13 protein-coding genes are annotated in these 14,086 nt (G+C 59.3%); 4 read left to right on the plus strand and 9 right to left on the minus strand.

Annotated elements, in window-relative coordinates:
- The 6 genes from AC1DYF_RS32855 to AC1DYF_RS32880 all read right to left on the minus strand — a co-directional run.
- Window positions 1-480, minus strand: a 480-nt coding sequence (locus AC1DYF_RS32855; protein WP_477882094.1) for an HAD family hydrolase, incomplete at its 3' end; no start/stop codon positions are given.
- A 130-nt stretch (window positions 481-610) separates the two neighbouring features.
- A complete protein-coding gene (locus AC1DYF_RS32860) occupies window positions 611-976 on the minus strand; it encodes a hypothetical protein (protein ID WP_477882096.1) in 366 nt (121 codons plus the stop codon).
- Window positions 977-1,155: 179 nt separating this feature from the next.
- A complete protein-coding gene (locus AC1DYF_RS32865) occupies window positions 1,156-2,427 on the minus strand; it encodes a YncE family protein (RefSeq protein WP_477882098.1) in 1,272 nt (423 codons plus the stop codon).
- Window positions 2,424-3,251, minus strand: coding sequence for a creatininase family protein (locus tag AC1DYF_RS32870; RefSeq protein WP_477882100.1), 828 nt, complete (start codon window positions 3,249-3,251; stop codon window positions 2,424-2,426). The genes AC1DYF_RS32865 and AC1DYF_RS32870 overlap by 4 nt, the downstream gene beginning before the upstream one ends.
- Before the next feature lie 101 nt (window positions 3,252-3,352).
- Window positions 3,353-4,354 carry an NAD(P)H-quinone oxidoreductase gene (locus AC1DYF_RS32875; protein WP_477882101.1) on the minus strand — a complete coding sequence of 334 codons (1,002 nt, stop codon included), beginning with the start codon at window positions 4,352-4,354 and terminating at the stop codon, window positions 3,353-3,355.
- A 74-nt stretch (window positions 4,355-4,428) separates the two neighbouring features.
- The gene (locus tag AC1DYF_RS32880) at window positions 4,429-6,246 is read right to left on the minus strand and encodes a bifunctional diguanylate cyclase/phosphodiesterase (protein ID WP_477882103.1); all 1,818 of its coding nucleotides are present in this window, start codon (window positions 6,244-6,246) and stop codon (window positions 4,429-4,431) included.
- A 250-nt stretch (window positions 6,247-6,496) separates the two neighbouring features.
- On the opposite strand from AC1DYF_RS32880, the gene betC reads away from it, so the two are divergent.
- From betC to betB, 3 genes are all read left to right on the plus strand, one after another.
- A complete protein-coding gene (betC, locus tag AC1DYF_RS32885; protein WP_477882200.1) occupies window positions 6,497-8,026 on the plus strand; it encodes a choline-sulfatase in 1,530 nt (509 codons plus the stop codon).
- Window positions 8,023-8,835 carry a hypothetical protein gene (locus AC1DYF_RS32890; RefSeq protein WP_477882105.1) on the plus strand — a complete coding sequence of 271 codons (813 nt, stop codon included), beginning with the start codon at window positions 8,023-8,025 and terminating at the stop codon, window positions 8,833-8,835. Before betC ends, AC1DYF_RS32890 begins: the two co-directional genes overlap by 4 nt.
- A 192-nt stretch (window positions 8,836-9,027) precedes the next feature.
- On the plus strand, window positions 9,028-10,491 hold the full coding sequence (gene betB / locus AC1DYF_RS32895) for a betaine-aldehyde dehydrogenase (RefSeq protein WP_477882107.1): 1,464 nt from the start codon (window positions 9,028-9,030) through the stop codon (window positions 10,489-10,491).
- A gap of 134 nt (window positions 10,492-10,625) precedes the next feature.
- Here betB and AC1DYF_RS32900 read toward each other — a convergent pair whose 3' ends face one another.
- Window positions 10,626-10,979 carry a helix-turn-helix domain-containing protein gene (locus AC1DYF_RS32900; protein ID WP_477882108.1) on the minus strand — a complete coding sequence of 118 codons (354 nt, stop codon included), beginning with the start codon at window positions 10,977-10,979 and terminating at the stop codon, window positions 10,626-10,628.
- A gap of 6 nt (window positions 10,980-10,985) precedes the next feature.
- On the minus strand, window positions 10,986-11,231 hold the full coding sequence (locus tag AC1DYF_RS32905; protein WP_477882110.1) for a type II toxin-antitoxin system RelE family toxin: 246 nt from the start codon (window positions 11,229-11,231) through the stop codon (window positions 10,986-10,988).
- A 95-nt stretch (window positions 11,232-11,326) separates the two neighbouring features.
- Between AC1DYF_RS32905 and betA the strand changes: the two genes are divergently transcribed.
- Window positions 11,327-12,976, plus strand: a complete 1,650-nt coding sequence (gene betA, locus AC1DYF_RS32910; protein WP_477882112.1) for a choline dehydrogenase — start codon at window positions 11,327-11,329, stop codon at window positions 12,974-12,976.
- Here the strand turns inward: betA and AC1DYF_RS32915 are convergent.
- Window positions 12,973-14,046: a hypothetical protein gene (locus AC1DYF_RS32915; protein ID WP_477882114.1), complete on the minus strand. Its 1,074-nt coding sequence runs from the start codon at window positions 14,044-14,046 to the stop codon at window positions 12,973-12,975. The genes betA and AC1DYF_RS32915 overlap by 4 nt on opposite strands.
- Window positions 14,047-14,086: the final 40 nt, after the last annotated feature.

A 14,086-nucleotide genomic window follows, 5' to 3' on the forward strand; every position in this document is an offset into this window, starting at 1 on the left:
CGGGTCCGCACCGAACTGCTTGGCCCCATGCAGATAGATATCCGGCTTCGGCTTGGCGCGATCCGGGCCCAGGTCTTTGGCGGAATAGATATGCGGCGCGAAATAGGGTTTGAGCCCGACCTTGCTCAGCATCATATCGAGGCGCGGGCTCGACGAATTCGAGCAGATGCAGCGCTGCTCGGTGATCTTGGAGAGCGCGAACTTGACGCCGTCGATCATCTTGACACGTTGGGCGAGAGCAGTATCGAGCAGCTTTTCCGACTTGTCGATCAGCGAGGCCGACAGCGGAATGTCGGCTTCCTTCTCGATCGTTAGCAGGATGTTCTTCCAGTCCGTGCCGGCGAAACGCACGCACATGTCCTCGGCGGTGATGTCGAAACCGGCGTCCCGCAGCAGCTTCGATTCCACCTGCGCGGCGATGATTTCGGAATCGACGAGCACGCCGTCGCAGTCAAACAGAATAAGATCGAAGCCGGACATTTGGAAAATCTCGCGAGGAAGGGGGAAATCTATTGCCCGGCTCAGTACACGATTGGCGTCGGTGAAACAATGCCGGTTGCTGCATGGCTAATATTCGCTGCGATTGACGCGAATAAGGCGGCGAATGCCTCTATTGCACCCGCAACAGGTTTCGGAGGATCAGACCATTCGGTCCGAAATCCGCTTTTCCCAGCCCGCATATGATGCCGCGGCGAAACCGTAAGAGGCGCGGTACCTGCGCTTTGACCTGCTGTGTACAAATCCGCATGTCGCGTGATCCGGGTGCAACGCGCATTCCCTGCCGGCGTGCGATCTGCTCGAAGACAACGCGATTGACATGGAGGTTCGGGCAAAGCCGCGTGGTGGAAACGGCCTCGACAAGCCGCTGTGTGATCGGAATAGGACGCGTGGCCGCGTCCGCGGAATCGGCAAAGACAACACCGTAGATGAGGACCGCGATCGAAGCGCAGTGCAGGCCGACAGTCGGAAACGCCATGGATGCTCCTGTAATGGACCCGTCAACCTAATGTGAAACAAAACCATTCCATGACGCATCGACGGATAGCGATCAGACCTCGAGCATGATCCTGTCGATAGGATCGCTTGATTCCACGAGCCGATGGGCCGCATGGGTGGTGTCGTGACCTTGAGCCGCTCGAACCATGCGCCCGGCCTTTATCGCATATTGCCGGTATGGCCCTGCGAATACCGGCCCGGCTGCGGCCAGACCGTCAGTCCGTGCGGCTCGACGCCCACCGGTATCTTCACCACCGAGCCAGTGGTCGTATCGAAGCAATAGACTTCGCTGTCGAAACGGCCCGAAAGCCACAATTGCTTGCCATCGGCGCTGACATTGCCCATATCCGGGCTGCCGCCGCCCGGTATCGGCCATTGAGCGACCACCGAACGCGTCGCAAAATCGATGACGGTAACGCTGCCCGGGCCGTTCGGGTGTCCACTTTCCATCTTTCGCGACCCGCGGTTCGAAACGTAAAGCTTGGTTCCATCGCGGCTGACCACGAAGCCATGTGCGCCGATGCCGGTGGGGATGAAGCCGATCTCGGTAAAGCTGGCGCCGTCAATGAGGAAAACGCCGTCATTCATCATGTCGGCGACGTAGAACACCTTGCCGTCGGGGGAAAGTCGGACATCCTGCGGCATGCCCATCTTCGACAGCATGAGATTGCCGAGGACCTTGCCGTCGGCGAGATCGATCTTCACAAGCCCACCTTTGCCGTATTCGCAGGTGAAGATCGCATAGGAATTATCCGCGGCAAAGTCTGCGTGGTTGATGCCATGGCAGGTCGGCGTCTTGATCACCGATTTCAGCTTCATGGTCTGCGGATCCCGTAGATCGAGCTGTTTCAGGGCCTCGTCGACGATGATCGCCGAACTGCCGTCCGGCATGAAATACATGTTATAGGGATCCGCCACCTTGATGGCTTTTCCGGGCTTGCCGGTCAGCGGATCGATCGGCGTCACGCTGCCCCTGTTGGTGCGGCTGGCATTGTTGGCCACCCACAGCGTCTTCAGATCCCAGGACGGGACGACATGCTGCGGTTTCAGGCCGACCTTGAAACGGTCGACTTCCTTCATCGTCGCCGGGTCGATGACGGAGACGCTGTTGGACGAACGGTTCGGCACGTAGACGCGTGCCAATGCGCCAGTCACCGCCGGATTGAGATGGCCCGCCGTCGTATGGCTGTAAATATTGACCGCGACCGCGGCCGCTGGATCGACCTTAACCGGAGCCGCCTTGTCCACAACCATCTTGTCCACAACCACCTTGTCGGCAGCCGGCAATGTCTCGGTTTTTGTCTCCTTCGACGCCGCTGCGCAGTCTTTCATGCAGGACATGTCACCGGCCGACGCCGCGCCGGCGAACAACATCAGGAGGAAGGCCCCGGGCACGCAGGACATGACAAAGCGTTCAAATATCGAGGTCATTTCGCTACCTGGTGTGCAACGAAGCTGCGGATCGCTTCCGTTGTGCCATTGATGATGAGATCTATGCCGAGTTGCCCGAACGCGGCAGAGGCGTGCGCCGGATTGCCACCGTAAACACCGTCACTTGCCCCCAGCTTGCTGGAAAGCTTGTCCATCCGGACCTTCGACGGGTCAACCGCAAGCATCAGCGACGTGTCGGCGAGGGCGGCGTGCGTGCCGAGCTCCGACTTCTTCGCACCGGCTTCCAACAGCTTGTCGACATAGGGGCCTTGGGTGATCTTATAGTAGACGAGCGCGGCGAACACGCGGGCCGAACCCTTCCATTTGGCATTGAGCCGGTCGGCGACAGCCTTTTCGCTCGCCTGATAGCCACCATGATCGCCGATCAGCACAATCGTCGTAAAGCCGGCATGTCTGAAGCTCGCCGCGGCCGATTCGAGAAGTTGCTCGAAGGTCGCGGTCTTGACGGTGATCGTGCCGGGAAACTTCATGTGTCCGGTCGGCGGGTCGATATCGCCCTCCGGTACATAGGAAACCACGGGTGCGACCAGTGCATTGCCCAGTTTCTCGGCAATCTTCTCGGCGAGAAATCTTGCCCGCACATCATGCTTGCCGAGCGCCATCTGGGGGCCGCTCTGCTCGACGCCGCCGATCGGAATGATGATCGTCGTCATTCCGGCCTTGATCTCGTCGCGAAGCTCGGTCCAGGTCTGATCTTCGAGAAAGACGGACGCGTTGGCCGTCGCAGCACTCGACAGAAGAACACAGAGAGTGAGAAGCGTTGCAAAGGCGAGCCGGAGGTCGGAAACGTATCGGGAAATCATCTGGCACCGTTCAAGGAAATCGCGCCACAAGTAAAGTGAACTGGTGTCATTTCCATAAATCCAAGAGCGGCAATAGAAACTCGTTCGGTACGGCTACGGTTTCAATCAACCTTCAGCACGATCTTGCCGATATGATCGCTCGATTCCATCAGTCGATGAGCCTCGACGACAGCGCCGAAATCGAAAACCTTGTTGACGACGGGCGCCACCGTGCCGGCTTCGATCAGCGGCCAGACTTTTTCGCGTAGCTCGTTGGCAATCTCACTCTTCTCCGACGCCGTCCGCGGCCGCATGGTCGATCCCGTGACCTTGAGACGCTTGACCATGATCGGCGTCAGATTGGCCTTATCAACCACGGCGCCCCCCAGGAAGGCGATGATCGATAGACGTCCGTCGCGCTTCAGGCAGCCGAGGTTGCGGTCGAAATAAGCGGCACCGATCATGTCGAGGACCACATCGACACCGCCTCCTGGCGCTTCGGCCTTGACCACGGCGGCAAAGTCTTCGCTTTTGTAGCTGATTGCCCGCGTGGCGCCCAATTTGCGGCAGGCCTCCGCCTTCTCCTCGTTGCCGACCGTCGTGAACACCTCGGCGCCGATTGCCTTGGCGAGCTGGATCGCCGTCGTGCCGATGCCGCTCGATCCGCCATGGATGAGCACGGTCTCACCGGCCTTGAGCCCGGCCATCATGAAAAGGTTGGCCCAGACCGTGAAGAAGGTTTCCGGCAGTGCCGCCGCCCGGAGTGCATCATAGCCTTTCGGCCAGGGCAGTGCCTGTGTCGCCGGCACCGCCGCATATTCGGCATAGCCGCCTCCATTGGCGAGCGCGCAGACCTTGTCGCCGATGGCAAAGCCCTTCGCCTGGCTATCGACCGCCACAACTTCGCCGGCCACTTCGAGACCGAGGATCGGGCTCGCACCCGGCGGTGGCGGGTAGCTGCCCTGGCGCTGCGCAATGTCGGGCCGGTTGACGCCAGCCGCCTCGACGCGGATCAGGATGTCGCCCGGCTTCGGCACCGGCAGCGGTCCCTGCGCGACCACCATGGCGTCGGGGGCTCCGGGTGTCGGAAGGTCGATGAAACGCATCTGTTCGGGCAGGGTCATGGCGGGCTCCTCTTCTTGGCGAAGCGGTTTACCCCCAAAAGCCGCGGCTGCAAAGGCGGCGCGTCACGCGGCTCTCAATGCTGCGAAATAGCGTTCTCGTCCAGCCGCGCATAGCTCAGTCCGGTGGCGCTCTTCTTGGCTTCGGCCTTGATGCCGGCAATCGCGGCACTGATCTTGTTGAGGTCCTCGATCATCAGGCCTTCGGGCAATTCAAGCACACCAACCGAGCAGCGCATGATCGCGATCTGTCGCTCTTTGCCATCACGATCATGGCCGATCATATAGCCGCGCTGCCGGTCCTCGCTGGAATAGAGGCTCTGCACTTCTGTGCGAAAATCACCCATCAGGCTTTCGAGCGTCACCGCCATATGCTGATGATCGCAACCCTGCAGGCCGATGAAGAAGTCGTCGCCGCCCACATGGCCGATAAAATCCTTGCCGTTGAAAACGTGCTTGCGCATCAGGCCGGCAAACAGTGTGATTGCCCTGTCGCCGACATGGAAGCCGTAAACATCGTTGAACGGCTTGAAACTGTCGAAGTCGCAATAGCAGAGGAAACGAATGCGGTCGGCATCTTTCGTTGCTTTCCTGAGATGGTCGAGGATAGCGATATTGCCCGGCAGGCCGGTCAGAGGGTTCTGGTCGAGCGCCGTCTTCAACTGCTTGTCGTTGAGGATCTTGATCAGCGATGCTGCCGACATGGTGCCGGAATAGCGCATGTTCTCCGTGAGAACGATGCACTGGCAGCCTTCCATATTGGCAAAGGCTGCGATCAGGTCGTCGGTGTCGGATTCTAGGCCGACGATCGGTGCCGGTTTGACGAAATAGGAGACGGATCGCAGGTAATTGGGATTCTTCAACAGGTCGCGGCCGAAGGGATGATAGATATATTCCTTGAGTTGGCTCTCCTGGATGACGCCGCGCGGTTCACGATTGGCGTTCAGCACCGGAAAATAACTGGCATCCGGATTCTGGCGGAACATCTCGAAGACCCGCTCCATCGAATCGTTTTCGAACACGACTGGCGGGATTTCGATTTGGCGCCGGATCAGCAGTTCGTCGACCGATGGGCCGGACCGGCGATTTTTGGCGGGATCGACAAGATGCGGAAAGGATGACATCTGCTCGCTGACATTGACGGCGGGCCGGGCGATATACCAGCCTTGAACCATGTCGACACCGTAGTGGCGGCAGGCGAGAAATTCGGCTTCGGTTTCCACACCCTCGGCAATGACACGAATGCCGAGCGCGTGCGCGGTGCCGACGATATTGCGCACCAGATGCTGCTTTTTCGGCGTGCGGTCGATGGCGGCAACGAAATGCCGGTCGATCTTCAGATAGTCGATCGGATAGTCGCAAAGCAGCTTGAATTCGCCGCGGCCGACGCCGAAATCGTCGATGGCGATCTTGAAACCGCAGCGGCGCATCTTGGCCATCAGCGCGCCGAATTCAGGAATTGCGGTGTTGTCGAACCGCTCGGACAGCTCGAAGCAGATCGACGACGGCGGGATGGAATGCATCCTGAGATGCCGGATCAGCACATCGAGAAGGATCTCGCCTTCCACGATCAGCCGCGCGTCGAGATTGAGGAACAATGTCGCCGAGCGCACATTCGGCAGCGAGGCGAATTTCGACAGCGCCCGGCCCGCCATCATCTGATCCAGCACCGCAAGCTGGCCATTTTCCGCCATCTGGTCGATCAATTCGAGCGGCGAGTTGAAACCCATCTGCTCCTGGCCGCGCATCAGCGATTCATAGCCGAACACGGCGCCTGTATTGACTTCGACCACCGGCTGTAACGCCGGATCGAGGACGAGCTTTGCCAGCGTGAGAAGCTTTTCGCCCACATAGCGCAGAGGAAACACATGCTGTTCGGAGACCGAGGCGGGCACGTTTCAAAACTCCATACTGAAAAGGTCTTTGGCCCGAAACATCACTGAAATTCTTCAACAAACGGTTTGCCGGATGTGATAGTTCAGTGACAGGGGTGTATGCTGAAAATCGCTGCAACCGCGTGGCGGATGGGCATTCCGGCGTCGCAAACAGGATCGAAAATCACTCTCTCGACAAGGCAGTTCGGCGTTCAATACTGTCTAAAGAGAGGAACAGTTGAACGCATTCGAGAAACCGGAACGCGCCCGCATGTCAGCCCCGAAGCCCAATATTCTCATCATCATGGTCGACCAGCTCAACGGCACGTTCTTCCCCGATGGGCCGGCCGATTTTCTGCACGCGCCGCACCTCAAGGCGCTTGCCGCCCGTTCTGCCCGCTTCGTCAACAATTACACCTCGTCGCCGCTCTGTGCTCCTGCCCGCGCGTCGTTCATGGCAGGGCAATTGCCGAGCCGCACGCGCGTCTACGACAATGCCGCCGAATATGTCTCCTCGATCCCGACCTTCGCTCATCATCTGCGCCGGCAAGGCTATTATACGGCGCTGTCGGGCAAGATGCATTTCGTCGGTCCTGACCAGCTGCACGGTTTCGAGGAACGGCTGACGACGGATATCTATCCGGCCGATTTCGGCTGGACGCCGGATTACCGCAAGCCGGGCGAACGCATCGACTGGTGGTATCACAATATGGGATCGGTGACCGGTGCAGGGGTGGCCGAGATCACCAACCAGATGGAATATGACGACGAGGTTGCCTTCCTCGCCAATCAGAAACTCTATCATCTTGCGCGGGAAAGTGACGACAAGGACCGGCGGCCCTGGTGCGTGACGGTGTCCTTCACTCATCCGCACGATCCTTATGTCGCCCGCCGCAAATTCTGGGACCTTTACGAGGGTTGCGAGCACCTGCGGCCAGTCATATCTCCCATTCCGTTCGAGGAGCAGGACCCGCATTCGCAGCGGCTGATGCTTGCCTGCGACTACAAGAATTTCGACATTACGGATGACAATGTCACCCGCTCGCGCCGCGCTTATTTCGCCAACATTTCCTATATCGACGAAAAGGTCGGCGAACTCATCGATATGCTGACCCGTACCCGCCAGTTCGACAACACCGCAATCCTGTTCTGCTCCGACCACGGCGACATGCTCGGCGAGCGCGGGATGTGGTTCAAGATGAGCTTCTTCGATGGCTCGGCCCGTGTGCCGCTGATGATCGCCGGTCCGGGTGTGGCTGCCGGACGGCACGATACGCCGGTCTCCAATCTTGACGTCACACCGACGCTCGCCGCTCTCGCCGGCATCTCGATCGACGAGATCATGCCCTGGACCGATGGCGAAAGCCTGCTGCCGATGATCGGTGGCGAGCAGCGCGCCTCGCCTGTGTTGATGGAATATGCAGCGGAAGGTTCCTATGCGCCGCTGGTCGGCATCCGCGAGGGCAAGTGGAAATATGTCCACTGCCTGCTCGACCCCGAACAGCTCTATGACATGGAAGCCGATCCGCACGAGCTGAAGAACCTCGCCGCAGATCCGCGGCATTCTGCCATTGTCGCGAAATTCCAGACGATGGCGGGCAAGCGCTGGGATTTGCACCGCTTCGACGCCGAGGTGCGCGAGAGCCAGGCGCGGCGCTGGGTGGTTTACGAGGCGCTGCGCAACGGCGCGTATTACCCCTGGGACCACCAACCGCTGCAGAAAGCATCGGAGCGCTACATGCGCAATCACATGAACCTTGATAATCTGGAGGAGTCGAAGCGGTATCCGAGGGGCGAATGACAACCCGAAAAGCCATATTTTCCAACGACGTTCTGGGGCCTTGCATCGATAGCCCGGCAGATGAGATTGTTGATGATGCCTGGGACGAGGAAACGCCTGCGAAGCGAGTGAAGCTAGCTCGCAAGGCCCTTTCGATCGACCTGGATGCCTTGGATGCCTACAATATTCTCGGAATTCACGCCGAAACTCTTGCCGAGCGGATCGCGTTGTTTCGCGAGGCAGTGCTGATCGGAGAACGGTTATTTGCGCCTGTCCTTGGCGAAGAAGACATGCATTGGTGGGGTTTTATCGGCACGCGGCCGTGGATGCGTGCACAGCATAATCTCGGACTGGCGCTGCTGGAGGCGGGGGACCGGGCTGCGGCGGCTGCTGTGTTCAAGCGGTTGCTAGCCCTCAATTTCAATGACAATCAAGGCATCCGTATGCTGTTGTTGAAGATAATGGCGGAGGAGAAAGATTATAGCGGCTGCAAGATCATCTTTGCCGACTACTCGGAGGACGCCTCGATAGAGTTCGTTGCAACCCGATTGCTCGTGGACATCGCGACAAAACGAAAAATGGATTTTCCGCAGCAGTTTGCAAATCTCGATAACGCCAATGCCCACACGCTGCCTCTTCTGGTCAAGGCTGCGCGGGAAGGAAAATGGCCGGCGACTCCGAGGGCAGAAATGATCGCGTGGGGCAGCAAGCAGGAGGCTGCGCTTTATCTTGCCGAATTCCGGCAGGCTTGGACGGTGAGCCCCAAATTGTTTGCAGGCTTCCTCGAAGCATATGAGAAGTACAAGGCTGCCTTGCCTGAACGGAGCTAGTGAAAGATCCACGCGGGTGAGTGGCGGAAGCTCCATCAAATTTCGCGACGTCGACGTGGCATGCGTTAAGCTTCCTAAACGAAACCTTTGTGTCGCAAATGGAATGGAATCTGGCCTCGCCTCAGGGGTGCCAAATTCTCCTCATGCCTATATGTTCGGTCTCAACAGAACCCTCTCGCCGCAGGGAGCATCATGCGCGCACAGCCGAAAGCCAGCCATTTCATCGATGGCGAATATGTCGAGGACACCGCCGGCACGCCGTTCGACAGTGTCTATCCCGCCACCGGCGAGGTGATTGCGCGGCTTCATGCCGCCACGCCAGCGATCGTCGAGAAGGCGATTGCCAGCGCCAAGCGCGCGCAGGTCGAATGGGCGCAGATGAGCCCGACCGCACGCGGCCGCATTCTCAAGCGCGCCGCCCAGATCATGCGTGAGCGCAACCGCGAGCTCTCCGAACTCGAAACACTGGACACCGGCAAGCCGATCCAGGAAACCATCGTCGCCGACCCGACATCGGGCGCGGACGCCTTCGAATTCTTCGGCGGAGTCGCTGCGGCGGCACTGAATGGCGAGCATATTCCGCTGGGCAACGACTGGGCCTATACCAAGCGCATTCCGATCGGTGTCTGCGTCGGCATCGGCGCCTGGAACTACCCGCAGCAGATCGCCTGCTGGAAGGGCGCCCCTGCGCTGATCTGCGGCAATGCCATGGTTTTCAAGCCCTCGGAAAACACACCCCTCGGCGCACTGAAGATCGCCGAAATCCTCATTGAGGCGGGTCTGCCCAAGGGCCTATACAATGTCATCCAGGGTGACCGTTCGACGGGGCCGCTGCTGGTCAACCATCCCGATGTCGGCAAGGTATCGCTGACCGGTTCGGTGCCGACCGGCCGCAAAGTCTACGAAGCCGCCGCCGCCGGCCTGCGTCACGTCACCATGGAACTGGGCGGCAAGTCGCCGCTGATCGTCTTTGACGATGCCGATATCGACAGCGCCATCGGCGGTGCCATGCTTGGTAATTTCTATTCCACCGGCCAGGTCTGCTCCAACGGCACCCGCGTCTTCGTGCAGAAGGGCGCCAAGCAGGAATTTTTGTCGCGGCTGAAGGCGAGAACCGAAGCCATTAAGATCGGCGATCCGATGGATGAGGCGACGCAGATGGGTCCGGTCATCAACCGCGCCCAGCAGCAAAAGATTCTCGGCTATATCGAGAAGGGTAAGGCCGAGGGTGCCACGCTGGTCACCGGCGGCGCAATCCCCAATTCCGTCTCGGCCGAAGGCTGCTACATCCAGCCGACCGTCTTTGCCGACGTCAAGGACGGCATGGCCATCGCCCGCGAAGAGATTTTCGGACCGGTCATGTGCGTGCTCGATTTCGATCACGAGGACGAGGTCGTCGAGCGCGCCAACGCCACCGAATTCGGCCTTTCCGGCGGGGTCTTCACCAATGACCTGGCTCGCGCGCATCGAATGGTGGATCGGCTTGAAGCGGGGACGCTGTGGATTAACACCTACAATATCTGCCCGGTGGAAATCCCGTTCGGTGGCGTCAAGCAATCCGGCTTCGGCCGCGAGAACTCACTTGCCGCCATCAATCATTATTCCGAAATCAAGACAGTCTATGTGTCGATGGGCAAGGTCGAGGCGCCGTATTGAGGCTTCGACGGACATTGAATCAGACGATTTGAACAGAGGGATACGTTTTCGCGATGACTTGCCGTTCTCCTGTTCGTCGTTGCGATCACATGTCCTCTCAGACACCCGCATCTGCAATGATGACTGCCGCGTCTTCAGCCCGCCACAAGATCGTCGAGATCGACTTTCAGGACGGTTGCGATACGCTTCAATACGTCAACGGTGCCGGTCTTCTTGCCGCTCTCGATCTCAGACAGATAGGGCTGCGAGATACCGGCAGCCTCGGCAAGCTCGGTAATCGTCAGGCCGCGATATTTACGGTAGGTTCTGATACGGCTGTCTGTTTCGGTGAGCTCCACGACCAATTCGTGCGGCCATGTCTCTTCCCCGGCCGCGACGCGAGCCATGATGGCACTGGCATGCAGACCGTCCATGAGATCTTCATAATCCTCTTCGCTCAGAAGAACATAGTTCTTGCCGTCGATCGTAAGCTTTTGGATATCGCCCATGCTGCTTCACTCCTTGTAGATACTGCCGCGGGGTCCTGCATCGATGACCATGATTACTCTGCCCTGGTCATCGATGATGACCCTGTCCTGACCGACGCGTATACGGAAGTAGTCATTGCCTTGCATTTTCTTGATGTCGACCGGTTCACCGCGGGCATATTGCTCAAGCTTCGACAGAATGGCCGCACTCCGCCAAGGCTGCATGCGATTCAAGCTCTTCTTTGCCTCGCGCGTGTAAATGATCTGCTTCATCGAACGAGCATAGCTAATAGCGATAGAATTTACCAGAATCAAAATAGCTTTTCGCGATGCCGCGACATCGTCTGAAAATGACCAGGGAAAACAACATGCAGGCGGATTTCATCATCATCGGTTCGGGTTCGGCAGGTTCGGCATTGGCCTATCGCCTGTCCGAAGACGGCAAGAATACGGTTCTGGTGCTGGAATTCGGCGGCTCCGATTTCGGCCCCTTCATCCAGATGCCGGCCGCACTCGCCTGGCCGATGAGCATGAAGCGCTATAATTGGGGCTATCTCTCCGAGCCAGAGCCGAATCTCAACAATCGCCGCATCACCGCGCCGCGCGGCAAGGTCATTGGCGGTTCTTCGTCGATTAACGGCCTCGTCTATGTCCGCGGCCATGCCGAGGATTTCAACCGCTGGGAAGAGCTTGGCGCGCGCGGCTGGTCCTATGCCGATGTTCTGCCCTATTACAAACGGCTGGAAACGTCACATGGCGGCCAGGATGGATGGCGCGGCACCGATGGTCCGCTGCATGTGCAGCGCGGCCCCGTAACCAATCCGCTGTTTCGCGCCTTCATCAAGGCTGGCGGCGAGGCCGGCTTTGAGACGACTGAAGACTATAACGGCGAAAAGCAGGAAGGTTTCGGCCTGATGGAGCAAACCATCCATCAAAGCCGTCGCTGGTCCGCGGCCAACGCCTATCTCAAGCCGGCGCTGAAGCGGCCCAATGTCGAATTGCTGCGTTGCTTTGCCCGGCGCATTGTCATCGAGAATGGCCGCGCTACCGGCGTCGAGATCGAGCGTGGCGGCAAGGTCGAAGTGGTCAAGGCGAACCGCGAGGTGATCGTCTCAGCCTCGTCCTTCAATTCGCCAAAACTGCTGATGCTGTCCGGCATCGGCCCTGGCGCGCATCTCAGGCAGACGGGCATCGAGGTGAAGGCCGACCGGCCAGGCGTCGGCGCCAACCTGCAGGACCATATGGAATTCTATTTCCAGCAGGTCTCGACCAAGCCGGTGTCGCTCTATTCCTGGCTGCCCTGGTTCTGGCAGGGTGTGGCCGGTGCGCAATGGCTGCTGACCGGAGGCGGCCTTGGTGCGTCGAACCAGTTCGAGGCCTGTGCCTTCATCCGCTCGGCGCCAGGCGTCAAGCAGCCGGACATCCAATATCACTTCCTGCCGGTGGCGATCTCCTATGACGGTAAGGCTGCTGCCAAGAGCCACGGCTTCCAGGCTCATGTCGGCTACAATCTGTCCAAGTCGCGCGGCAATGTCACGCTGCGCTCGGCCGATCCCAAGGCAGAGCCGGTGATTCGCTTCAATTATATGAGCCATGAGGAAGACTGGATCAAATTCCGTCATTGCGTCCGCATGACCCGTGAAATCTTCAGCCAAAAGGCCTTCGACGAATTCCGCGGCCCCGAAATTCAGCCGGGTGAGGGCGTTCAGACCGACGAGCAGATCGACGCTTTTTTGCGCGAACATCTCGAAAGCGCCTATCACCCCTGTGGTACCTGCCGCATGGGTGCCAAGGACGATCCGATGGCCGTTGTCGATCCCGAAACCCGCGTCATCGGCGTCGACGGCTTGCGGGTCGCCGACTCCTCGATCTTTCCGCATGTCACCAACGGCAACCTCAACGCGCCGTCGATCATGACCGGCGAAAAGGCTGCCGACCATATTCTTGGTAAGCAGCCCTTGGCGCGATCCAACCAGGAGCCATGGATCAATCCGCGCTGGGAAACCAGCGACCGCTAAGCGAAGCGGGCGTGGTAGGGGCGGAGCCATCGCAGGGCTTCAGGCAGGGTTTTGTTCAATCCTGCCTCCATCCTCGCATAATTGCGGTGCAGAAGCAGGCCGAGCGCGATGATCATCAGCCCGATCGCTGACAGAGCGAAGGAAAAGATCAGCACGTCCGGGAACACTTCACTGGCGAGATAGCCGAGATAGGTGGCGACGCCAAGCGCCCCGAACACGGCATAGACGCGCCGATTGAGGAAGACCCCAAGCCCGATCATGCCGGCGCAGAGCAGGCAATAAAGCGCCTTGTCGAGCTCTGAGCCGCCGTCGGTTGCCGTCAACGCGCCCCAGAAAGCCATGACGCCGAAGATATGGATCCAGAAGGGGAAATCCGGACCATCGCGGCGCAGGATATCCGCGGTCCAGGCAGCAACGATCATCACCAGCCCGAAGATGATCGAAACGTTCTGGCGCACCTGCCAATCGTCATAGCCATCCGGCCGGCGTGTGAACCATAGCGCCAGATCCATCGACATGAACCACAAGGCAACCGCCGCCACCAGCAGGATGAACGGGAAGGGATAGCGCCAGACGGCGAGCAGCGAGGCGATGATCGCGCCGATCTCCATATAGAGCCAGCTGCCGTTCATATAGGGGAAGAAATTCTTGTATTCGCCGGGATTGCCGAGCGCGTATTTCCACAGGTCGAGCGCATCCTGGATGCCGTAGATGATCAGCGGTACCATTGAAACGGCAGCGGCGACCAGCAGTCCGGCCGGCACCCTGAGGCCCGGCTTGCGCCAGAGATAGTCGCCGGCCGTGAGCAGGATGACGAGATAGGCAGCACCGCAGCCGGCCAGTGCCCATCCGCCCATGCGGTTGAATGCTTCATTGGTGAACAGGCCCATCGCACCGATGACGATCAGCGCCCCGGCATACCAGAGCACATGGGTGAGATCGAAACGAGGAGCAGGGGCAGCCGTCGCAGGCATGCGCCGTGCGGCAAGAAAATTGGCGATATCAGCCAATTTCGCGTCATCGATCAGCCCGGCATCGCGGATTGCGCGGAGGTCGGCATCGGCCAGCATGGCAGACTCCATTGTTCAACTTTGTACTGATTAGACGCAT

This window comes from Rhizobium sp. P2_G9, from assembly GCF_056403475.1.